General features: G+C 55.6%; 20 protein-coding genes and 2 pseudogenes. 10 read left to right on the plus strand and 12 right to left on the minus strand.

Annotation, left to right across the window (positions count from 1 at the left end; genetic code table 11):
• The first annotated feature begins 21 nt into the window (after window positions 1-21).
• The gene (locus tag ED661_RS02610; protein ID WP_122072401.1) at window positions 22-1,080 is read left to right on the plus strand and encodes an aldolase/citrate lyase family protein; all 1,059 of its coding nucleotides are present in this window, start codon (window positions 22-24) and stop codon (window positions 1,078-1,080) included.
• A gap of 55 nt (window positions 1,081-1,135) precedes the next feature.
• Here the strand turns inward: ED661_RS02610 and ED661_RS02615 are convergent, their stop codons facing one another.
• The gene (locus ED661_RS02615) at window positions 1,136-2,302 is read right to left on the minus strand and encodes a nucleotide sugar dehydrogenase (RefSeq protein WP_122072402.1); all 1,167 of its coding nucleotides are present in this window, start codon (window positions 2,300-2,302) and stop codon (window positions 1,136-1,138) included.
• Between the two features lie 198 nt (window positions 2,303-2,500).
• Here ED661_RS02615 and ED661_RS02620 point away from each other — a divergent pair, with 198 nt between their 5' ends.
• Together ED661_RS02620 and ED661_RS22360 are read left to right on the plus strand one after the other, a co-directional pair.
• Complete coding sequence (locus ED661_RS02620) at window positions 2,501-3,760, plus strand: nucleotide sugar dehydrogenase (protein WP_122072403.1); 1,260 nt, start codon at window positions 2,501-2,503, stop codon at window positions 3,758-3,760.
• Window positions 3,761-4,154: 394 nt separating this feature from the next.
• A pseudogene (locus ED661_RS22360) lies at window positions 4,155-4,298 on the plus strand (integrase core domain-containing protein); the annotation flags it as partial.
• A gap of 158 nt (window positions 4,299-4,456) precedes the next feature.
• On the opposite strand, the gene rpsU reads toward ED661_RS22360, so the two are convergent.
• The 4 genes and pseudogenes from rpsU to ED661_RS02645 all read right to left on the minus strand — a co-directional run bounded on the left by rpsU (window position 4,457) and on the right by ED661_RS02645 (window position 6,057).
• Window positions 4,457-4,657 carry a 30S ribosomal protein S21 gene (gene rpsU / locus ED661_RS02630; RefSeq protein WP_040700433.1) on the minus strand — a complete coding sequence of 67 codons (201 nt, stop codon included), beginning with the start codon at window positions 4,655-4,657 and terminating at the stop codon, window positions 4,457-4,459.
• Between the two features lie 128 nt (window positions 4,658-4,785).
• Window positions 4,786-5,388, minus strand: coding sequence for a class I SAM-dependent methyltransferase (locus ED661_RS02635; RefSeq protein ID WP_122072404.1), 603 nt, complete (start codon window positions 5,386-5,388; stop codon window positions 4,786-4,788).
• A 266-nt stretch (window positions 5,389-5,654) separates the two neighbouring features.
• Window positions 5,655-5,882 (minus strand): annotated as a pseudogene (locus ED661_RS02640) (IS3 family transposase); the annotation flags it as partial.
• A complete protein-coding gene (locus ED661_RS02645) occupies window positions 5,848-6,057 on the minus strand; it encodes a hypothetical protein (RefSeq protein ID WP_122072405.1) in 210 nt (69 codons plus the stop codon). The gene ED661_RS02645 and the pseudogene ED661_RS02640, both read right to left, overlap by 35 nt.
• 668 nt (window positions 6,058-6,725) lie before the next feature.
• On the opposite strand from ED661_RS02645, the gene ED661_RS02655 reads away from it, so the two are divergent.
• Genes ED661_RS02655 through ED661_RS02665 form a run of 3 tightly spaced genes read left to right on the plus strand, consistent with a single transcriptional unit; the run spans window position 6,726 to window position 9,778 of the window.
• The gene (locus tag ED661_RS02655) at window positions 6,726-7,625 is read left to right on the plus strand and encodes a YcaO-like family protein (RefSeq protein ID WP_162930013.1); all 900 of its coding nucleotides are present in this window, start codon (window positions 6,726-6,728) and stop codon (window positions 7,623-7,625) included.
• A 14-nt stretch (window positions 7,626-7,639) separates the two neighbouring features.
• Window positions 7,640-9,028 carry a peroxidase family protein gene (locus ED661_RS02660; RefSeq protein WP_122072408.1) on the plus strand — a complete coding sequence of 463 codons (1,389 nt, stop codon included), beginning with the start codon at window positions 7,640-7,642 and terminating at the stop codon, window positions 9,026-9,028.
• Between the two features lie 15 nt (window positions 9,029-9,043).
• Window positions 9,044-9,778, plus strand: a complete 735-nt coding sequence (locus ED661_RS02665) for a hypothetical protein (RefSeq protein WP_122072409.1) — start codon at window positions 9,044-9,046, stop codon at window positions 9,776-9,778.
• Here ED661_RS02665 and ED661_RS02670 read toward each other — a convergent pair.
• The 7 genes from ED661_RS02670 to ED661_RS02700 form a co-directional block, all read right to left on the minus strand.
• A complete protein-coding gene (locus ED661_RS02670; RefSeq protein WP_122072410.1) occupies window positions 9,728-11,668 on the minus strand; it encodes an SARP family transcriptional regulator in 1,941 nt (646 codons plus the stop codon). The genes ED661_RS02665 and ED661_RS02670 overlap by 51 nt on opposite strands.
• 579 nt (window positions 11,669-12,247) lie before the next feature.
• Window positions 12,248-13,108 carry a fumarylacetoacetate hydrolase family protein gene (locus tag ED661_RS02675; protein WP_122072411.1) on the minus strand — a complete coding sequence of 287 codons (861 nt, stop codon included), beginning with the start codon at window positions 13,106-13,108 and terminating at the stop codon, window positions 12,248-12,250.
• Window positions 13,109-13,175: 67 nt separating this feature from the next.
• Window positions 13,176-14,123, minus strand: a complete 948-nt coding sequence (locus tag ED661_RS02680; protein ID WP_122072412.1) for an ABC transporter substrate-binding protein — start codon at window positions 14,121-14,123, stop codon at window positions 13,176-13,178.
• Between the two features lie 58 nt (window positions 14,124-14,181).
• Entirely contained in the window at window positions 14,182-15,189 is a 1,008-nt protein-coding gene (locus ED661_RS02685) for an ABC transporter permease (protein WP_122072413.1), read from the minus strand.
• Window positions 15,186-16,646, minus strand: coding sequence for a sugar ABC transporter ATP-binding protein (locus tag ED661_RS02690; protein WP_254054750.1), 1,461 nt, complete (start codon window positions 16,644-16,646; stop codon window positions 15,186-15,188). Before ED661_RS02690 ends, ED661_RS02685 begins: the two co-directional genes overlap by 4 nt.
• 96 nt (window positions 16,647-16,742) lie before the next feature.
• Window positions 16,743-17,489 (minus strand): SDR family oxidoreductase, encoded by a 747-nt coding sequence (locus tag ED661_RS02695; protein WP_122072415.1) that lies wholly within the window; start codon window positions 17,487-17,489, stop codon window positions 16,743-16,745.
• Between the two features lie 14 nt (window positions 17,490-17,503).
• Window positions 17,504-19,027, minus strand: coding sequence for a UxaA family hydrolase (locus ED661_RS02700; protein WP_122072416.1), 1,524 nt, complete (start codon window positions 19,025-19,027; stop codon window positions 17,504-17,506).
• Between the two features lie 102 nt (window positions 19,028-19,129).
• Between ED661_RS02700 and ED661_RS02705 the strand changes: the two genes are divergently transcribed.
• Genes ED661_RS02705 through ED661_RS02720 form a run of 4 tightly spaced genes read left to right on the plus strand, consistent with a single transcriptional unit; the run spans window position 19,130 to window position 22,128 of the window.
• Window positions 19,130-19,840: a GntR family transcriptional regulator gene (locus ED661_RS02705; RefSeq protein ID WP_122072417.1), complete on the plus strand. Its 711-nt coding sequence runs from the start codon at window positions 19,130-19,132 to the stop codon at window positions 19,838-19,840.
• On the plus strand, window positions 19,840-20,889 hold the full coding sequence (locus tag ED661_RS02710; RefSeq protein ID WP_122072418.1) for an aldo/keto reductase: 1,050 nt from the start codon (window positions 19,840-19,842) through the stop codon (window positions 20,887-20,889). Before ED661_RS02705 ends, ED661_RS02710 begins: the two co-directional genes overlap by 1 nt.
• Window positions 20,879-21,310: an RbsD/FucU family protein gene (locus ED661_RS02715; RefSeq protein WP_122072419.1), complete on the plus strand. Its 432-nt coding sequence runs from the start codon at window positions 20,879-20,881 to the stop codon at window positions 21,308-21,310. The genes ED661_RS02710 and ED661_RS02715 overlap by 11 nt, the downstream gene beginning before the upstream one ends.
• The gene (locus ED661_RS02720) at window positions 21,307-22,128 is read left to right on the plus strand and encodes an amidohydrolase (RefSeq protein WP_122072420.1); all 822 of its coding nucleotides are present in this window, start codon (window positions 21,307-21,309) and stop codon (window positions 22,126-22,128) included. The genes ED661_RS02715 and ED661_RS02720 overlap by 4 nt, the downstream gene beginning before the upstream one ends.
• Window positions 22,129-22,170: the final 42 nt, after the last annotated feature.

Here is a 22,170-nt window from a genome sequence, read left to right on the forward strand (position 1 = left end):
TCCCGCATAAGGACATTGCTCATGCCCGCCCCGCACAATCCGTTCAAAGCCGCCATGAAAGCCGGAAAGCCGCAGATGGGCTGCTGGCTGGGACTGGCTGATCCTTATGTGGCGCAGATCAGCGCCGGGGCCGGGTTTGACTGGTTGTTGATCGATGCCGAGCATGCGCCCAATGATCTGCGCTCGATCACCGCGCAGATGCAGGTGCTGGCCGGGTTTGACAGCCATGCCATTGTCCGCCCCACCATCGGCGAGACCTGGATGATCAAACAGTATCTGGATGCCGGCGCCCAGACCCTGCTGATCCCCATGGTCGAAAGCGCCGAACAGGCGCGTGAGTTGGTACGGGCCGTCACCTATCCGCCCCATGGCATCCGCGGCGTTGGCTCTGCCTTGGCACGGGCCTCTAATTTTTCGGCTATTCCGGATTATCTGCAGACCGCAGATGCCGAGATCTGCCTGCTGGTGCAGGTGGAAAACCGCGCGGGCATGGCGGCGCTGGATGAGATCCTGCAGGTCGAGGGCGTCGACGGGGTCTTCATCGGTCCGGCGGATCTGGCGGCTGACATGGGCTATATCGGCAATGCCGGCGCCCCCGAGGTGGAGGCAGCGGTGCTGGAGGCCATGGGCAAGATCGTCGCCTCAGGCAAGGCTAGCGGCATCTTGACCCTGGACCCTAAGATGCAGCGCGCCTGTCTGGATGCCGGCGCCACCTTTGTGGCCACCAATATCGACGTCACGCTCTTTGCCGCTGCGATGCGTAACACCGCCAAGGCAGCGCTGGCGCTGCTGCCGGACCAGAACGCAACGGGTGGCGCACAAACTGAAAGCGCCAGTCGTTACCTGCAACAGCTGTGCAAACACTGGTCCCATAAAGGTACGGCTGAGTTTGATGCGGATAAGGGCAGTGTGCGTTTTGCCAGCGGCAACCGGGTTGAAATGAGCGCCTCAGCCGAACAGCTGAAGATCTCCGCCACCACAGGGCCGCGTGGCGATCTGGAACAGTGGAAGCAGGTGATTACAGATCACCTGGTGCGCTTTGCCTTCCGAGAAGAGCTGGTCATTGAATGGGCGGAATAAGCTGTCAGCCCCAGCGACGATGCTGGGGCGGCCGGGCTAAACTGCGTAGTAGGTTTTAGTCGGTACCCGACAGGTCGCGCGTAAAGATCTTGGCCTCAACATCGCGGATGTCATCAGTCACCCGATTGGCCACGATGACATCAGACACCTGCTTAAAGGCCTCCAAATCCCCCACCACAGCTGAGCCAAAAAACTCATCCTCCTGCAAGACAGGTTCATAGACGACGACCTTGATCCCTTTGGCCTTGATCCGCTTCATGATGCCCTGGATTGAGGAACGGCGGAAATTATCCGATCCGGCCTTCATCACCAGACGGTAGATGCCAACCACGTTGGGCGCTTTGGCGATAATCTGCTCTGCAAGGAAATCCTTCCGGGTATGGTTGGCATCCACAATTGCCCGGATGAGGTTCTGCGGCACCTCGGAGTAATTCGCCAGGAGCTGCTTCGTGTCCTTGGGCAGGCAGTAACCGCCGTAACCAAAGGAGGGATTGTTGTAATGATTGCCGATCCGGGGATCATAGCCGATACCCTCGATGATCTGACGCGCCTCCATGCCACCCGCCATCGCATAGCTGTCCAGCTCATTAAAAAACGCCACGCGCATGGCGAGATAGGTATTGGCAAAGAGTTTGATCGCCTCGGCCTCGCTCGGATCAGTAAAGAGAACAGGCACGTCTTTCTCAACGGCGCCCTCGATCAACAAATCAGCAAATCTGCGGGCGGCTTCTTGCTGTGAGCCAACAATGATCCGCGAGGGGTGCAAGTTGTCGTAGAGCGCCTGACCTTCGCGCAGAAATTCAGGGGAGAACATCAGGTTACTGATTCCAAGTTCGGCACGCAGTCGCTGAACAAAGCCCACAGGAATGGTGGACTTGATGACAATTGTGGCCTGCGGGTTGACCGCCAGAACCTGACCAATCACCGCCTCAACACTGGAGGTGTCGAAATAGTTGTTATCGGTGTCATAATCGGTTGGCGTCGCAATGATCACAAACTCTGCATCACGATAGGCCGCCTCTGCGTCAAGCGTTGCTTCCAACTGCAAGGGGCTGTCGGCAAGAAAGGCCTCGAGCTCTGCATCAACGATGGGACACTCACGGGCATTGATCATATCGACCCGCTCTTTTGTCACATCCACCGCTGTTACTTGATGGTTTTGAGCTAGCAAAACCGCATTCGACAGGCCTACATATCCAATTCCAGCAACGGCAATCTTCATTTCACACCTACACTACTCTTCCCCATGCGGTCACGTATGTAGTCGAAATGAACAGCCAAGCCAAACCGTTAAGGACAACCCTGATCAATCGACGTGACCTTCGCTGTAGCAGGGCTGGTCGCGGACCCACCGAGTGGCTATATGAGCACTAATAAAGACGCTTTCCCATGGATCGTCACAGAAGTGCAGGAGCAAAGCATGCAGGATCAGATTTGCATCATTGGCCTTGGCTATGTTGGCCTGCCTCTGGCGGCGGCTTTTGGTCGCCACCGCCCTACCCTAGGCTTTGACATCGACAAAGAGCGCATCACCGAGCTGCGCGCTGGAGATGATCAGACCGGCGAAACCTCTGTACAAGAGCTCGCCGAAGCAACCCAACTGGCGCTCACGTCTGACCCGGGCGAAATTGCCGAGGCCAGGATCTATATCGTCACCGTGCCCACCCCTGTGGACACTAGCCACCGTCCCGATCTGCGCCCCTTGCTGGCGGCCTCAAAAACCGTTGGAGCAGTGTTGAAACCCGGCGATCTGGTGATCTATGAAAGCACCGTTTACCCTGGTGCCACAGAAGAAGATTGCGTGCCGGTTCTGGAAGCAGAATCCGACCTGCGGTTTAATCAGGATTTTTACGTCGGCTACTCGCCAGAGCGGATCAATCCCGGTGACAAAAACCGCCGCTTGCCCGATATTGTCAAGGTAACCTCCGGCTCGACCCCCGAAGTCGCCCTGCGTGTCGACGCGCTGTACAATGAGGTTGTCACTGCCGGCACCCATCTGGCGCCCAGCATCCGTGTGGCCGAGGCCGCCAAGGTGATCGAAAACAGCCAGCGAGATATCAATATCGCCCTGATCAACGAGCTGGCAATGATCTTCAATCGGATGGGCATCGACACTGAAGCGGTGCTGCAAGCTGCCGGCAGCAAGTGGAACTTCCTGCCCTTTCGCCCTGGTCTGGTCGGAGGGCACTGCATCGGTGTTGACCCCTATTACCTGACGCACAAAGCCGAGAGCCTTGGCTATCACCCGGATATCCTGCTGGCCGGGCGCCGGTTGAATGACGGGATGGGCACCTATGTTGCTCAACAGATGATCAAGGCTCTGGTCAAACGCGGCAAACCGATGTGCCGGGTACTGGTCATGGGGCTCACCTTCAAGGAAAACTGCCCCGATCTGCGCAACACCCGTGTCATCGATGTGGTGCGCGGTCTAGAGGACTACGGGTTGATCGTAGATGTGCATGATCCCCATGCCGATCCTGCTGCTGCACGGGCCAATTTAGGGTTGGATCTTGTAAGTCACCCAGAACAGAACGCCTATGATGGCATCATCCTCGCAGTCGCTCATACCGAGTTCACCGAGATGCAGGAAAGTGAATTTCGGGAATTTGGAACGGCAGATACAGTGCTCTACGATCTGAAATACATCCTGCCAGCTGAAGCTTCAGACATCAGGTTGTAATCAATAAAGACGGAAAACTGAATTTTCCACCGGAATGCCGAGACCCTAACACCAACGCCTAAAGAGGGGCTTTGGTGTACAAATCGAGGGGCGGATTCACCTTGTGAATTCAGCATGATCGCTGGGAGATATGAGTAATGGTCCCCGACAACATATAGGACGACAAACTAGACGTCATACAATGACAGTTTGAAGCGCCCCGCCAGAGTTCATGAATACGGATCAGGGAAGCCAGGTCACATCATTTGCGTGGGCGGATCGGCTGCGCAAGTCGGGTCTTCGCATATCGATGGATGGAAAAGGCAGGTTCTTGGACAGCATCTTCGTCCAACGGTTGTAGTGGTCTTTGAAATATGAACGCATCTACCTGCATGCTTGAGAAAGCGGATCAGAGGCCAGGGCGGGCATCGGCAAGTGGATCGACTTCTATAATCACAAACGCCCACATGCCGCCCTTGGCGGCAAACCACCCGCTGTGATCTACTGGCAGAGAATTGAAACAACCAAACCCGATCAGCAGGTGCAAAGAGTAGCTTAAACTACGCCAGAAATTGTCCAATAAATGGGGAGTAGCTCACCCCTTTCGGGGGGCTAGATCTAAGCGCTCCATGCAAAAAGGCGATGCTGGCACGGAAAACCCCCGTTGCCATCTGACAACGGGGGTTCTGTTTGTTCAGCATCAAGAGCTGAATTAGATCATCCTTCGCGTTCCAGCTTTTTGCGTGCCAGCTTACGGGCACGACGGATCGCTTCTGCTTTCTGACGCGCGTTTTTCTCGGAAGGCTTTTCGAAATGTTGCTTGAGCTTCATTTCACGGAAGACGCCCTCCTTTTGGAGCTTTTTCTTTAGAACTCGGAGGGCCTGGTCGACATTGTTGTCGCGAACACTAACCTGCATGTGGTTTACACCAACTTTCTTGTTTGGGGTTGCGGTGATCTGAATCTGCTGACCAAGTAGCAACCCTAGACCATCTTGTACAGCAAGGACGGCTATGCGGATGAAACTACCTTTGCGCCGATATCCGCCTAATTTATCATAAAAACATCATATCGCGTTGTTTTGCCGATAATTTGGTGAGAGCATTTCTTAACGCCTTCAATAGGATCAGCCTTAGCGGGCCACTTTAGAACCACTCGTTTACGCGCATGTTTGATCGCCAATCGTACCAGATCAGCAGCGTCATCGTCGGAGCCGACGATCTCGCGGACTTGACGTAGCTCCTGCTTCACCAGTGCCGACTTTTTCCGTTCAGGGTGCATTGGATCAATCAGAATTGCTTCGGCGGCCAATTCTGGGATCACATCCAGAGCGTCTCCCTTCAGCAGGGTCATGCGGCCAATAATTTCGCGAAACTGACCACCCTCTCTTGCTGCGCGCTTCATGCCTCGATCTAACAATGCGTGCATTTTCTCTGAGCGTTCGATCAAAGTGACTTGCGCACCTAAGGACGCTAAAAGAAATGAGTCCCGGCCCAATCCTGCAGTCGCATCAACGATCATAGGAGTTTTACCCCCTCGCAACCCCATAGCCTTGGCTAAATCTTGGCCACGACCACCACCGAACCGAAGACGGTGGCCGACTGCGCCTTCGACAAAATCGACGCGAAGTTCTCCTGCAACTTGCTTCAATTTTTATCCATTTTCTGTCCCGAAAGAGCATCAATGCTCGTGCGTTTCGATCTGTAGCGCATTTCTGTATTTCCCGCAGCCCCAAAAAATGGCCATTAGTGCAGTAGCAGAATTTGACACGATGAGCCCATAATGTTCTCTATCCTGTCAACGTAATTTCTCACTTATCGGGCTGTTTTAACGTCTGAGGTTGCCTTTATTCTCTTCGAACTTGCTGGCTCATGATGGGGTTGGCTGGATGTGGAGTGGCAATGTTGAAACCGCGATTAGTTGGTTGTGGACCTGTCGCGCTTTTGTGCCCCCCAAGTGCTCGTTTGAGCCACTTTCCTTTCGAAAGCGACGGGACTTTTCCAGCCCAATGCTAAATGGCGTCGGCGCAGATTGTAGAAGCCGTTGATGTATTTGAAGATGAGCAACTCGGCCTGCCTACGGGTGCCCCATGTGTCTCGCCAGATCAGTTCAGCTTTGAGCGTCTTGAAGCACGTTTCGACCAATTGCCCGGCAGTGCATGACCTGGCAGGCCTTCGAGACATTACCCAGCTCCTCTGCCAGGTTCAGCAGACCGGTTTTGTGTTTAATGATCTTGTCGGTAGTATCCAACATCGTGGTTTCCTCGTTTTGTGGCTGGAGTGCACCACCATCAAAACGAGCAACCATCATCTCGATCAAGCGACGCGCCGTTCCCAGTTCTGTTCGCTGAAAGCGGGGGCGGTGTCAGATCAGGTCGGAACAAATCAGATAAACGACTTTCTGCTTGAGCAACCGCCATAACCTTGATGAGGATATTATCGAGATATCGGCCTCTGCCAGCCATTGAGATTTTGGCATCAGCTTCGGTTAAAGTGGTGATCCATACCGCTCCTGTGAACTGAGATCCTTGGTTCGTATTCATGATCGCGGGCTTACCGAATTTGACGATAGCTTCTTTCAGGGCTTTTACACGAAAGTTGGCGCCCGGTGTGTTCGATAGTCTTCAGGAGAACACCTTACGCGTAGCCCAATCCTTAATCGCAACCAAGTACAGGAACCCATGGCGGACTAGAATAAAGGTGACATCGCTACACCCAGCATGGATTGGCCGCGTGACCGTCAGCCTCGCTATCTTCACATGAAGTTCTTTGACGACAGCCTTGTAGTCTTCCGCTTTCCTGAACCTATTCGAAAAACTACCTCCCTTCGTCATTCCTGTATCCTGTCGTCGATCTTAAATTCATCATAGCTCGCTGGCCAGTTTTGCCAGCACACTTCAAATGTGCCGGGTCACAGGAAAATCACACAGCCTAACTAAACTGGGGGATAGGCAGCGACGCAGGCAGATGAAAAGGGATTTTCGAGGCATGGCAGCACCCAATGACAGGCCAGAGAGAAAAAATGAAGACGCCAACCAGCTGCTGGCGCACTGGACCCGTCATGACTGGCGCGAGGTTCTGACGGCGCCCAATCTGTGCGTTCTGCAGGCGCTCGCGATAGCTGGCGCCACAGCCAGCGGGGCCGGTGATACGCGCGAAGAGGCGCTGGAATGCTGTCTTGGCGAAACGGCGGAAATCGCGGCGCAGGCGGCGCTACGCGCTGCAGGCTTACCACCGGTTGCAACCGGGCATTCAGGCGTTGCCGCCCATTCGGATGATCAGGCGGCGCAGCGACTCGCAGTGTTTGAGGCACATGAACGCGCTGCCATCTGGTCCTGGTGGCTGGGCCAAACGGCGGCGCGGCCCGTGGCGCCGGACTGGGTGGCGGAGCGCAGGATTGACGTCTGGCTTGACGGGATGCGGCAAGGCGCCGTTCAGCGCCGCAAGACAGGTGTCTGGCTGCTGGATCATCCAGGCCCGGTTTCGGTGGCTGTCGGCCACGCGCATGGGGGCTCCGGTCAGGACCCGATCCTGGGCTTTGGCGCCGATCTTGATCCGGAGCGCTCGGTGCGCAAGGCCTTGCGCGAGACATTGTTGATGGAACTCAACCTAGGTGAAGTCCTGGCGGCGCGCAGCGGTCATAGCGACCAGGACACCAGCGCCATCGAAAACAAGATTGCACTCTACGTTCGGCGCTGCCCCGCGCTGCTGGGGACGGGCGGGTGGATTGAACCTGCCGAAACGCCGCCCGGCGCCGATGCGGCAATATTTGATGGGGTGACGCTGCGGGACATTACTCCGACGGACCAGCTGCGCCGGGTCTGGAGTTGCACATTGCCAAACAGCGGCGATTTCGACCTGCATGGGCAGGGGTCGCCCTTCATGTAACCGGGAGATTTTGAATGACCATTGCACCCAAAGTCGACGAAACCAGCACCGCCTTTCAGAGCGAAGCCGGTCACTGCAAGGATCAGAGCTGGGTCAGCGATCACAGTTGCACAGGGGTGGCCTCAGAAGACACCAGTGGCAGCGGGGCGGTGGGGCGAGGTGTTATAGATTTTGCCGGACAGGATTGGCGTGAGGCCTGCATCGCCTCAAAACAACACATTCCAGCAGGGTACACCTATCTGGGCCAGCTGATCGGGCACGATATGGGCCACAGTGTCCCGAACAGCCAGGTGCCCTACGCGGTCCGCCCCGGCGATGCCACCGATCACCGGCCCAAGCGTCACAACGCCATCGAAAACCCGCTGACACTGGAAACCCTTTATGGTGCTGGTCCTCGCGTTCTGCCGCATCTCTACGATCAAAAGACCCAGCTGTTCCGCATCAACCCCATGAGCGTCATCACGCTACCCCACCTTACTGACGATCCTAGCGTCCGCGCTATCGCCGATGCCCGAAATCGCGATGTTCACATCCTGCATCGCATGACGGCGATCATGATGCGCTACCACAACCACATCGCCCAGCAGTTCTATGACGCGCTGTCATCAACTTCGAAAGAACGCCGCCACCTGGCTTTTTCTCTGGCGCGCAACCATGTGTTACACAGCTGGATAGCAGTTATCCGCGAGGATTTCCTGCCTCAGTTCCTGGCCCCCGAAGTCGCAGCAATCCCGATGAGGGAGTTGAGAAAGTTCGAGGTCATCGACGCGATCACCATGCAACATGGGGTGATGCGCGCCTTTCATACCTTGCCACGCAGGGCCTACAAGTTTCCAGAACTACGCGATCTTGGGGCTTTGGTACTGCGCTCCTCCCAGCACAATGAGCGCAAGCTGAGCAGTTGGCCGCTCGACTGGTCGCTGTTCTTCGACCCCGCGCGGGAGGGCACCAAGACCGGGATCTCAGCCAGCTTTTCGCCAGCGTTCCGGCCTCGGGGCGGAGTGACCATCGACAAGCTTGATGCACGCACCGCGCGTGATCTTGGTCCCCAGCGGCTGGATGGTTCGGACATCCAGCAGGTATTGGCACTGATGCCGTCGAAATGGTCCGAGCGTCTTGCTCCAGCCGCACTTGCCCGGGATTTTACCCAGAAAGTGGCCAAACCTCAGGGGCTTAAGCTGACCGAGGGCGAAGTCAAGCGTTGCCATATCCACCTCATCCTGATGATCGAAGCCCAGCTTTATGGTGAAAACGGTCGCTTTGGCCCGCTGGGCAGTCTGCTGCTACGCTGCAAAATCGAAGAGGCCATCGCCAATGTGCGCATGGTTACCCCCAGCGCGGTTGCGCCAATACTGCCCCGGCCCAACCGCTTCATCCAGATAATCAATACCGTAATTTCCTGACGAGGAGGGGACAAGATGGACAAATACATCATCGTAGGCCGCAAGGTCGATGGCGGCGGAACCAAGTATCTGCACCAAGACGGCGACATCAGTGCTGACCCGATTAAAGAGGGCGTGCCCGGCGAGGCCCTGGATGTGGAGTTCATCGGCAGGACCGTGGTTGAACTGTCGCGCGGTGGTCCGCTGGACGAGGACACAACCGCCTATAAATGCGCGGCTGAACAGCTGCGTCAGGCTATGGCGGTCGTACCAATGGATCAGATGCATGATCTGAACGATCCCGCGATCACACAGATTCACGACAAGTTCCAGCTCAAACTGCAGTGGGACGAACGCCGGCCGGACACGGATGGTGTCGACGTGAATTCTCGCACTTTGGTCATCCCAGTGCAAAACACTCTGGCTGAACGCGCGGCCTATTTCAGCACCCAAGCCAACCAGCCGGGCTATGAGCCGCCGCTGACCTACACGCTTGACCACCTGATGGTGAAGCACTTCTATGACGGCCTACTCGACAAGGCTCTGAGCGACGTACAGGCAGGTGCGGCCGATCTGTCAGATGACACAAAGGAGGCCATCAAGGCGCAGGTGAATGCCAGTTGGGCCGCTTCAACCGCGCTCGACAATGACCTTGGATCCGAAGAAGAAGAGGAAGATCCGACCCGCAAATCCATGGCGCGCATTCTTTCCTCGCCATTGTCAGCCTTCCACCGTGCTGTGGGTATCTACATCACCAACATGTGCGACTAGCGCTTCTGCCGGCAAAGGCTGTGCCGCAACATCGTAGAGTGTGTGGCGCAGATCCTCGCGCACATTTTCACTGCGTAATGGAAAACAGGCGACATACCAGTCAATCACGTCGTGCAGATCCGGCGCTTCGGCCGCGTGCCACAGAGCGCAGATTTCCTGGTGATATTGCTCCAATCGTTGACGCGCGGCCTGCGTCTTGCCCTGCTTGGCCAGGGCTGCGCAGTGCCAGCCGCCGGTGGTCGACATAAGGCCATCTCCGCCAGCGCAATGCTGGGCTGCGGCTGCAAAATCCCCCAGCAGATAGGTGGTCGCTGCCAGGTAGATATTGTGAAACGGTTCCAGCGTTTCGGGCAGTCGCTCGAGCTCGGACAACATGGTGCGGGCGCGAAGCTCGTTGCCGCAAAATGCAAAACCCAGCATGCTTGATGCGAGGGTCTGCGTGTTCTGCGGGTTTAGCTGCAGGGATTGCTCAAAATGGAACTCGGCCAGGTCGAACTCATCCTTGTGGCAATAACACCAGGCCAGAACCCGATGCGCCCGCGTGTCCATCGCATCCGCCGCAACCGCATCCAGCGCATGGGTCAGCGCCTTGTCGCGCAGGTTTGGATCTTGGCGAGTACCGGGGCGCAGGATATGGCGGATGTTGTAAATCCCCGCAAGTTCCGCATGGGCCGGGCCAAATTTCGGAGCCTCTTGCGTAATGCAGCGCAGCAGCGCCTCGGCACGGAGCTCGTCTTCATGCGTCCAGGTCCCTTTCAGCGCCAGGGATTGAAGCCAGCGATCATATAGTTCGGCGCGCCCGTCCTTGCCCTGCCTGTCTGCCACCACCACTTGCAAGGCGTTGCTGATGTTCAATATCAACATCCGGACCTTGCCGACCCAGTCGTTATACGGATCCTCCATGATCTCCGACCAGATCAGCTCGCGATTGCGCGGGTGTACTATCTCGACCAGGAAGCGGTACTGTCCATCCAGTTGGAACAGGCGCGGCCGGATCGCCAAAAAGTCGTTGTCTTCGGGCTCCGAGGCAATGACCTGCCATTCGCGAAACCTCCCCAGTCTGCTGCGAAGATCAGTTGCCAGAACAGTCTGAAAACTGCTGTCGCGGTCATCGAGTGGCCCCTGATCGGGCACCTCGACCACCAATGTTACCCGGCTGGGCCGTGCCCGCTTTGACGCGCCCTTGCCTGGGCCGCCCTCGGGGTTCAGCTTGATCGCCGCTAGCAATTCGATTGTGCTGCTTTCCGGGTCTTGGTCATAGGCCGCGTCCAGGGCCTGATAGAGTAGATTGTAAAGTTCGATCGCCCGGTTTGGGGCGCCTGCGTTCCAATACTGAAGCATCAAAAATCGCGCTGCCGCCTCGTGGCAGGGATCCAACTCCAGCAAAAACTGCGCCGCCTCTTGCCCCAGCTGCCTGTTAGGGCGGGCCATCACCTGTTCCAGCGCAGCGCAAAGGCCTGACAGTGCTGTATTGCGGGCAATCGCCAACCAACTGTCGAAATTGTCCGAAATGCCCAACAGCTGTTCGAACACGTCCAGCAGGTCCAACCCGGTGCGCCGTGCCGCCTGGAACAGATCAGGATTGGACAAGCCTTGCGCCACATCCTCAAACAGGCGCCAGTCGCGCGGACAATCCAGCATAATTTGGCCATTGCGTGTGATCAGAGGAAAGTGGAACTGGTTCTCTGAGGTAACACGCAAATGCCGCACAGTTTGGCGTAGTGACGCGCGCGCCTTGGCCAACTGAGCCTCCTGCCAAAGCAAGTCAATAATCAGTTCGCTGCGTCGTTCTCGCCCCGGTTCAATCACCAGGTAAACTGCCAACGCCCGCGCCTTTCTCAGCTTTATCTCTGACAGGAATTCAACAAACGTTTCCGGCGAAATTTTCATGATCTTACTATGCTATGAGAGGAGTGCCCGAGCAATGTATCATTCTTCACGACGTAGGAGTTATTTTGCACGGCTGGAATATTTTGATTGGTTGGGTATCAAGTTGTCCGCATAAAAATGAACTTTGCTCAGCTTGCAGCGTCAAGGATCGGGTCAAACCTGTTGTTCTTGGGAGCTAAAAGTTGAAATGGATTAGCTATTCGGACAGGTCGACAGCTCTGTTAAGATGTAGTCTGGGTGGTTTCATGCGGTCTGTTGGGGTCGTCTGCGTTGAAAAATGCGGCGTCGGGGGTTCGCTTGCCGAGACCCGAGGTGTGGGCGCTTTGGGGTGTCAAAGCTGATCCAACCCTTGATCACGCGTTTGGCTTGAAAGCCGCCCGGTAATTCATGTTGGGATGAATAGCGCCTACAGAGGTCATCAAAGAAAGGGTCCTGGATCGGGCCGCATGACAGCTCTAACGCGCAAAGACTCAAAAGCCGCAGTTCAGGCCTTGCTCACACTGTCGTTTTTGCGGTGAATACTGGTATTTCTGCGAGCGGGTCACTCCAAAGTAAGCCGCCCGCAGTTCAAAAAAGATGTTATTGGGTCAGGGTCCGGACAGTCTGGGTCTGAATGCCAAGCTTTTCGATACCGAGGCGCATCGTTTCACCACCCGACAAATAGGTTGGTGGCTTCATTCCCATGCCGACGCCAGGCGGCGTACCGGTTGAAATGATGTCGCCGGATTGCAAGCTCATGAACCGTGAACAATACGATATCAGGTGCGGAATTTTGAAAACCATCGTCGCTGTGGATCCATTCTGGTAGCGGGTGCCATCAACCTCTAGCCACATCGAAAGGGCGTCATAGTCGCCAACCTCGTCAGGCGTGACCAACCATGGTCCAGTTGGCCCGAAGGTGTCGCACCCTTTGCCCTTGTCCCATGTGCCTGCACGCTCGATCTGGAATTCACGCTCAGATACATCGTTGATAACGCAGAACCCTGCGACGTGACCCATTGCATCGGACTCAGCGATATAGCTGCCGCCTTTGCCGATGACGACGCCCAGTTCGACTTCCCAGTCGGTCTTTTTGGAGTCGCGTGGGATAAGGACGTCGTCATCTGGTCCCACAATGGCCGAAGTCCATTTGTTGAAAATCACCGGCTCCGTTGGAACCTCCAAGCCGCTTTCAGCGGCGTGATCTGCATAATTCAAGCCGATGCAAACAAATTTTCCTGTCTGACCAACGCATGGCCCAAGACGCAAATCGACCTGCGGTCTGCCCTCAACGATGGGTAAGGATGCAACATCCAGGGACTTTAAGCCCGCAATCGAGTCTGGAAGAAGTGCTGCCCCGGCGATGTCATCAACATGCCCCGAGAGGTCGCGGACGCGCCCCTCCGCATCAAGACAACCAGGTTTTTCCTGACCTTTGGGGCCGTAGCGTAATAGTTTCATGTGGTCCTCGGACATCAAAGAAAGGGAAGCTGTCGCAGCCCCAGGAAGGGCGGCGACAGTGGTAAGATCAATCGTACAGGACGGCGTGGATCTTAGCGTCGTCAATATTGGATTGGTCGTAGTAGTAAAAGCCAGTGTCGATGATCTCTGGCAGTTCTTCGCCATTCATCGCGGCAACCGCGGCACGAACGGTTTCGTAGCCAATGCCAACAGGGTTCTGTGTGATCGCACCGGCCATAAGGCCTTCTCGGATTGCATCTGTCTGGGCTTTACCCGAGTCATAACCGATGATGGTGACGCCTTGCGCATTCATTTCACGCACTGCATTTACGATCCCGATTGCGGAACCTTCATTGGTGCCGAACATACCGCCCAAACCAGGTTCGGCTGTCAAGATGGCCTTCGCAACCTCGGTTGACTGCAACTGATCACCTGCGCCGTACTGAACACTGACAACTTCGATGTTTGGATATTCATTTTTCATCCGGTTCAGGAAACCATCGCGACGATCGATGCCGGTGCGGCTGGTTTGGTCATGGGCCACAACGGCGACTGTCCCTGTACCGCCAAGGAACTCGGCCATTTTGTCAGCAGCCAATGAAGCAGCGGCGACGTTGTCAGTGGTGGCCGTAGAGACCGGAATGTTACTGTCGACGCCACTGTCAAACGCAATCACAGGGATGCCAGCCTCGGTGGCCTGACGCAGCAGTGGAATAGCGGCTTGACTATCCAGCGCGGCAAAACCGATCGCAGCAGGGTTATTGGCCAAAGCAGCCGCCAACATGTCGATCTGACGATCCACCATGGTTTCATTGTCCGGACCTTCGAACGTGATGCGAACACCAAATTCTTCAGCAGCCTGATCTGCCCCAGCTTTTACAGCTTGCCAGAACTGGTGCTGAAAGCCTTTTGAGACCAGGGGTATATAGATTTCGTCCTGCGCAAATGCGGCGGGTGCCGATGCGAGAGCGACTGAGACGCTTAAGGCGCCAATGAGGGTACGACGTGACAACATGATGCTTCCTCTCCTAGGTTGTCGTTTGACCCGGTTCTCCTCCCGGGTATTGGGCTTATTAGGCTGCCCTATTGCGGCGCATCATGTCGGCGTAAACCGCCAGAATAATGATCGCACCAGTGACGACGGTTTGCCATTCTTGAGCGACGGACAGCACTCGCAACCCGTTGGTCAGAACAGCCATAATCAATGCACCGATAAGCGAGCCGAGGATTGAGCCGCGACCGCCTGAAAGGGAGGTGCCACCGATAACCACTGCTGCAATCGCTTCCAGTTCATAGCCAAGCCCAAGGGCTGGTTGTGCAGAGTTCAAACGCGACGCGATCAGCAGGCCAGCGATACCAACGATCGCCCCTGCCAGCGCATAGATCACAATCTTCCAGCGGTCGGTATTTACTCCGGAAAGGCGCACGGATTCCTCGTTTGAACCCAGGGCAAAACAGTATCGACCCAATACAGTGCGGTTCAGGATATAGGCAGTCACCGCAGCGACGATGAACAAGATCAAGACACCATTCGGGATTTGCAAGCTGGGGATGATTTCACCAATCAGCGACCCGCGCGAAATCTCACTAAAGCCGGGAGTGTCGTTGAAATAGATCGGCCTTGTACCGGAAATCACGAGGCTCAACCCCTTCAGGATAAGCATGATGCCAAGCGTCGCGATGAACGGTGGAATAGCCATCTTGGCAACAAACGTGCCCGAACAGGCCCCGCACAGCGCCCCGGTTAGTACCGCCGCAATTACTCCGAACATTAGCGGAAGCCCTGCGTAGGTTAGCACCACGCCGGTGATCACTGCACAAAATGTCATCATGGTGCCGACCGAAAGATCGATCCCTCCGGTGATGATGACCAGCGTCACAGCGATCGCCAGCACGCCGTTCACCGAGGTCGCCTGCAAAATAGCAATCATGTTAGAGGTCTGCATGAAATTGGGCGAGGCAATCGAAAAGCCGATCAAAAGGATGATCAAACTTGCAAAGGCCAATACCCGCTGATGGGTTCCCGCCGCTACGATTCGAGCGAGCGTTGACTTGGGCGCATCTAGTGTAGTGGTCGTCATTTCTGATCCTCTGCGCCAACCAGTGCGGGATCGCGCTGCGTGGCCAATTCCATGATTTGTTCCTGAGTAGTGTTTTCGCCGCCGGGCAAAATGCCGGTCAAACGGCCTTCGCACATTACTGCGATGCGGTGGGACAAGCGCATGACTTCGGGCAGCTCAGAGGAGATGACGATGATCGCGCGGCCTTGTGCGGCGAGGTCTTCGAGCAATGCATATATTTCTGATTTCGCGCCGACATCTATGCCGCGTGTGGGCTCATCAAAGATCAATACATCACAGTCGCGCAGCAACCATTTGGCGATGACGACCTTTTGTTGGTTTCCTCCTGATAACAGTCGGACTTCTTGCATGTCCGAGGGCGTGCGAATGCCAAGCTGATCAATGAACTTGACCGCTGTGTCTTTCATTGTCGCTTCGTTCAGTACGCCTACGCGGCTGGTGAGCTTGTCCAGACTAGCCATGGCGATGTTGGCACGAACAGTCATGTCCACAGCCAACCCAAAGTGTTTTCGATCCTCGGACAAATACCCGATGCCTGCTTCGACAGCAGTGTGGGGCGTGCGTATGTTGACCTTCTGGCCATCAATTAGGATCTCACCAGCATCGCGGGGGTCCGCGCCAAAGATGATCCGCGCAACCTCTGTACGGCCTGCGCCCATCAAACCGGCAAAGCCCAAAATCTCGCCTTTGCGCAGGTCAAAGCTAACGTCGAGAACGTCCTTACCGCGCGAAAGGTTGCGCACCTCCAAAGCAACAGCGCTTTGCGAAATCTCAGGGATTACGGGCGTATTTTGCGTGACTTCGCGGCCCACCATAAGCTGGATAATCTGTGACAGCGGCGTCTCTGCAGACTCGAGCGTATCGATATAGGCTCCGTCACGTAGAATGGTCACCCGGTCGGCGATACGTTTGATTTCATTCATACGGTGGCTTATGTAAACGATACCGACACCGTCATTTTTCAGCGTCTCGATCACCTTGAACAACTCGTTGATTTCAGTGTCGTTCAGCGCTGCTGTCGGTTCGTCCATAATCAGAACGCGTGGGTCATACGACAGCGCCTTGGCGATCTCGATCAACTGTTGGCGCGCGATTGTCTGGGTGCGAACCAGCGTGCGCGGGTCCATTTTAAGGTTCAGTGAGGCAAAAATCTCTGCGGTCTTGGCGTTCAGCGCAGTCTCGTCCAACCGTCCAAATGCGCGGCGGGGTTCGCGCCCGATCAGCACGTTTTGCGCCGCTGTCAAATCGTTCATCAGGCTTAATTCCTGATGGATGATGCCAATACCAAGGTCTTGTGCCGCGCGAGGTCCGTCCGGCGTCACCGGATTGCCATCCACAAACATCTCACCGCCGTCACGAGCATAGATGCCGGACATAATTTTCATTAGGGTCGATTTGCCAGCGCCATTCTCGCCCATAAGAGCATGAACTTCTCCCGGGCGCAGATCAAACTGCACAGACTTTAGGGCATGCACGCCGGGGAAGCGTTTTTCGATGCCTCTCATTTCGACAATATTTGTCATGGTTTCAGCCCTCCCAAGCCAGTGATCGCGCTAGATCGTGCAGCCACCATCGACCAAAACAGATTGACCCGTCATGAACTGGCCGCCGCTGGACAGCAGCAGAACAATCATTGGTGTCAGATCATCAACCGTGGACAAGCGACCCATGGGTTGGCGTGCGATAAAGTCTTTTTCCGCCTGTACCGGGTCCAGTGCCGCAGTGATGCGGCCCCGCAAGGCGGGTGTATCGACGGTACCAGGGCAGAGGGCGTTGCAGCGCAAATTCTGCGTAACAAAATCCGCGGCAATCGCTTTGGTCAGGCCAATCACGGCTGCTTTGGTTGCCCCATAAGCTGTGCGATTGATAAATCCCTTTTCCGAAGATGCCATGGATGACATGTTCAGGATTGAGGCTGTCCCTTCGCTGTCTGCGCGGCGCAAAAGGCCCGGCACAAACGCGCGACACATCCGCACCATTGATGTGATGTTCAGGTCCAACGAAAATTCCCAAGCGGCATCATCAAGCTCAAGAACTGAGCCGTGGTGAACGACTCCGGCGCAATTAAACAATCCATCCAAATCAGGAAGATCCGCAGCCAATGCGTTGATGGCATCCACGTCCGTGACATCCAGCACGCGGGTTTCGATACCATCGACGCCGTCTAGATTGGCCAGCAGATCCGCATTAATGTCAGTCGCGATCACAGTTGCACCCGCCGCAGCGCAAGCTCGTGCGCTCGCCGCACCAATACCCTGCCCAGCAGCCGTAATTAGAATTGTTTTGTTGTTCAGTGTCATATCGTTCCTCATTTTCACATCATCGCGCCAATCTGCCACGGCACGAATTCCACGCCACCAAAACCCAGGCCTTCGCTTTTGGTCTGCTCGCCGGATGCGATGCTTATGAACATCTCAAAAATCTCATTGCCTTTGTCATTCAGGCTGACGCCGTCGCTGACGATGTCACCGCAATTGATGTCCATGTCCTCGGACATACGGGCGTACATTTCGGAATTGGTCGCGACCTTGATACAGGGTGTCGGCATATACCCCGAAACAGATCCGCGCCCTGTCGTGAATACAATCAGGTTTGCACCGGACGCGATTTGCCCTGTTACTGAACAGGGGTCGAAACCGGGGCTATCCATAAAGACAAAGCCCTTCTTGTCGATTTTTTCTCCAAACAGATAGACATCCGTCAGCGGCGCGCTGCCGCTTTTGGCGACGGCACCAAGGGATTTTTCGAGGATTGTAGTCAGCCCGCCACGCTTGTTGCCGGGGCTGGGGTTATTGTCCATCTCACCTTTGTTGCGGGCGGTATAGTCCTCCCACCAACGGACCCGTTCGATCAGCTTTTCGCCGATCTCGATCGATTCCGCGCGACGAGTCAGCAGGTGTTCTGCACCGTAAATTTCTGAAGTTTCAGACAGGATCGTTGTGGCACCATGTTGCACCAGCATGTCCGAAGCCACCCCCAGTGCTGGGTTGGCCGTGATGCCGGAATATCCATCCGACCCGCCGCACTGCATTCCCAGCATCAACTCGGAAATCGGGGCTGGTTTGCGGGATGCCGTGTTTGCAAGTTCGGCGATACTGCGGAGTTCTTCTAGTCCTTTTTCAATCGTCTTGCGTGTGCCACCCGTCTGTTGAATAGTCATGTACCGCAGCGCACCATCGGCACGAATTTCACGTCCTCCCACAAGGTCTGCAATCTGCATGACCTCGCAGCCAAGGCCAATCAACAAAATACCGCCGAAATTGGGGTGCTGGGCATAACCGGACAGCGTGCGAAACAACGTGTCGTAGCCTTCGTTGTTCCCAGACATCCCGCAACCAGTGCCATGAGTGATCGGGACAATGCCGTCGATGTTCGGGTAATCGTCAAGCAAGCCGGACTTTTCTGCCGCTTCTGCAATGAATTTGGCCACTGATCCGGAACAGTTTACTGACGTCAGGATGCCCAGATAATTGCGTGTGCCGACACGGCTGTCAGCACGGTGATAGCCGTTGAATGTGCGAATTTTCGTGGAGGCCGCAAGCGGTTTGGCATCACGTGCATGGGCATAGTCGCGGCTGTGTTCCCCCATGCCGAGGTTTTGGATATGCACATGCTCGCCCGCTGCAATATCCGCAGTGGCCTGCCCGATCGTCTGTCCATAACGCAACACGTTCTGGCCGGCACTGATCGCGGAAATTGCAATCTTGTGGCCCTGCTTGATGGGTTGCAGCAGCGTAACACCCGTCGCGACATCCACCTCACCCGCTGCAATGTCAGCCAACGCGACAGCAATATTGTCATGCGGATGCAGGGTCAGTATGCGGGAATGTTGTGTCATCAGCTGGGTATCTCTGGCTTAGGGGTTTTTGCTTTAGTAGGGTAAGTGCTAGCTTGACTCGATGCACCCGTCAACTAACATGTCAGTTAAAGGACGACAATTATGACCAACCAAAGGCTCGCGCTCGATATCAACAGTCTGGATGGCCCTTTGGGCCAGCGGGTTTATACGGCGTTGCGAAATAAAATTCTGACCATGGCGTTTGAACCGGGCTTCGTGCTGCGCAAGGGCGCACTTTGCGAGCAACTGGGGGTCTCCCGCTCTCCGGTCACGGAGGCTCTAAACAGACTTTCGTCGGATGGGTTGGTCGACATAATCCCTCAATCGGCCACGCGGGTTTCGCAATTTTCAATGTTCGAGTTGCGCGAAGAAAGTTTCCTGCGCGAAGCGGTCGAAATTGCCGCTGTCGCAAAGGTTGCAAAGGAACGAACTGAAAAACAGCTGACAGTTTTATCCCGAAATCTGAAAATGCAGAAACTTTTGGTGGAAGATGAGGATTTTCAGGGATTCTTTGAGGCTGACCTGGAATTTCACGAGTTGATTTTAGCCTTCACCGGTTTTCCGCGCGTTAGTGTCACCGCCGGACAACTGTCGCTGCAACTGCATCGCGCGCGGGTGTTGATTTTACCTGAACGGGGGCGCCCCGCTGAAGCGGTCGCCGAACATGAAGACATTCTGGCCGGAATCAAAGCGCGCTCTGCCGCTGCCGCGAGTTCTGCGATGTCGCTCCACCTTCGGCAGTTAATGACCCGCCTTGAACCGTTGGAACGCCAGCACCCTGAATACTTCCGCCCCAACCGAGAAAGTAACTAATGAAATTGGTCCAACCCACTGCTCTCAACCAGCGCACCCGGTTGCCGGTCAACTTATCGCCGCTCGGATTTGGTGGTGCGCCGCTTGGCAATCTCTATCGCAAGATCGAAGACAGTCACGCGCAAGCGACCCTTGATGCCGCATGGAACGCGGGCATCCGGTATTTCGACACCGCACCACAGTATGGGCTGGGGCGTTCAGAAATGAGGGTTGCCGAAGCGCGATCGCGGTTTGACCCTGATCAGCTCGTTCTGTCGACAAAAGTCGGTCGAATTCTGGAGGACTGCACCCCCGATGAGGTAACCCCCGAAGCATTTGTAGACGTGCCGCAGAAACGCATTGTTTTTGATTTCACCTATGACGGGATCATGCGCAGCTATGAAGACAGCATCGTCCGACTTCGCACAGATCGGATCGACATGTTGTTCTTGCATGACATTGATGCCGGCAACCATGGGCAGGCCTTTGAGGGCAACAATCTTCGCCAGCTGTTTTCTGAGGGCGGCTATCGCGCCCTATCCGAGTTGCGCGAAGCTGGCAAAGTTTTCGCCATCGGCGCGGGTGTGAACACTTGGCAAATCTGCGAACGGCTTTTGGGTGAGGCGGACTTTGACGGATTTCTACTAGCTGGGCGCTATACGTTGTTAGAACAGGATCCCCTTGATACCTTCCTGCCGTTATGTATCAAACGCGATGTTGGGATCATCCTTGGCGGGCCCTACAACTCTGGCATCCTCGCTACGGGGCCGATTGTGGGCGCGCGATTTGATTACGCGCCCGCATCCGACGCCATTTTGCAACGTGTCCGCGCCCTGAACGAGGTCTGCGCCTCACACAACACCCCGCTCATCGCCGCCGCGCTTCAGTTTCCATTGGGCCATCCTGCGGTTAAATCCGTGATACCGGGTGCATCAAGCCCCGATGAAGTGCGTCAGAATGTCGAAACTTTCGAAAGGCTCATCCCTTCAGATCTTTGGTCGGATTTGAAATCCCAGGGGTTGATCCGTGAGGATGCCCCTACCCCTCTGGAGCAGCCTGATGCTTCGTAACATCCCCGCCATACTCTCGCCCGATGTGCTTTGGACCCTGCGAGCCATGGGCCACGGTGACGATTTGGTCATCGCAGATGCGAACTTTCCGGCAACCGCACTAGGTGCACGCTGTCACCGTCTTGACGGATTGTCAGCGACAGACGTTTTACAGGCGGTTCTCACAGTCCTTCCATTGGATCGGTTTGTACCCGCTCCGGCTGTGGTGATGGAAGTTGTCGATGATCCCGAAATAGTTCCTCCTATCGTGACCGCGTTTCAAGACATCACAACGACCACAGCGGACAACCCCGCCACCTTAGACAGGCTGGAGCGCTTTGCATTTTATGGCCGCGCAAAGTCCGCCTTTGCAATAATCCAGACTGGCGAGACGCGGCTTTATGGCAATATTATCCTAAAGAAAGGAGTGATTGCCGCATGATCATCGACGCGCATCAACATTTTTGGCAACTCGCACGCGGTGATTACGGTTGGCTAACGCCAGAACTGGGGCCTCTCTATCGGGATTTCATGCCAGACGATTTGGTCCCCCTTATCGCTCAGGCCAACGTGGCCGGAACCGTCCTGGTGCAAGCAGCTCCCACGGTAGCCGAAACGAAATTCCTTTTGGAAATCGCTGACACGACGTCCTTCGTATTGGGCGTTGTAGGTTGGACCGATTTTACCGCCCCAACAGCTGCCAAAGACATTGCGCGACTTGCACAACATCCTAAATTGGTTGGCCTGCGACCAATGATCCAGGACATCGCCGATGATGACTGGATGTTGCGAGCTGACCTAACGCCAGCATTCGATGCAATGATCGACGCTGACCTGACATTTGATGCATTGGTGTTACCCCGACACCTCCCGCGCCTTCACAAATTGCTATCCCGCCACCCTAATTTGCGGACCGTAATCGACCACGGCGCCAAGCCCGACATTTCTGGTGGCCAGTTCGAGGGATGGGCAAAAGACATCGCCCTCCTCGCCGAAGAAACAAATGCGAGTTGCAAGTTGTCTGGCCTTTTGACCGAAGCGGGTGATGACTGGACCACTTCCGACCTCGTGCCCTACGTCTCACTATTATTCGACCATTTTGGCGCGCAAAGGCTGATCTGGGGAAGCGACTGGCCGGTTCTGACGATTGCGGCCAACTATGGGACTTGGATAGAGGTTGCGAGCTCTCTCATTTCAGGTGAACCTGCCAGAGAGGCAATTTTTGGATCAAACGCCGTTGCTGCGTACAATCTTTCATAGAAATGTCTTTGCAGAGATCCGAGCGAAAGATCGCCTTTGAGG

The sequence above is a fragment of the Pseudophaeobacter sp. EL27 genome (genome assembly GCF_900313025.1).
In the GTDB taxonomy this organism is placed as follows: domain Bacteria; phylum Pseudomonadota; class Alphaproteobacteria; order Rhodobacterales; family Rhodobacteraceae; genus Pseudophaeobacter.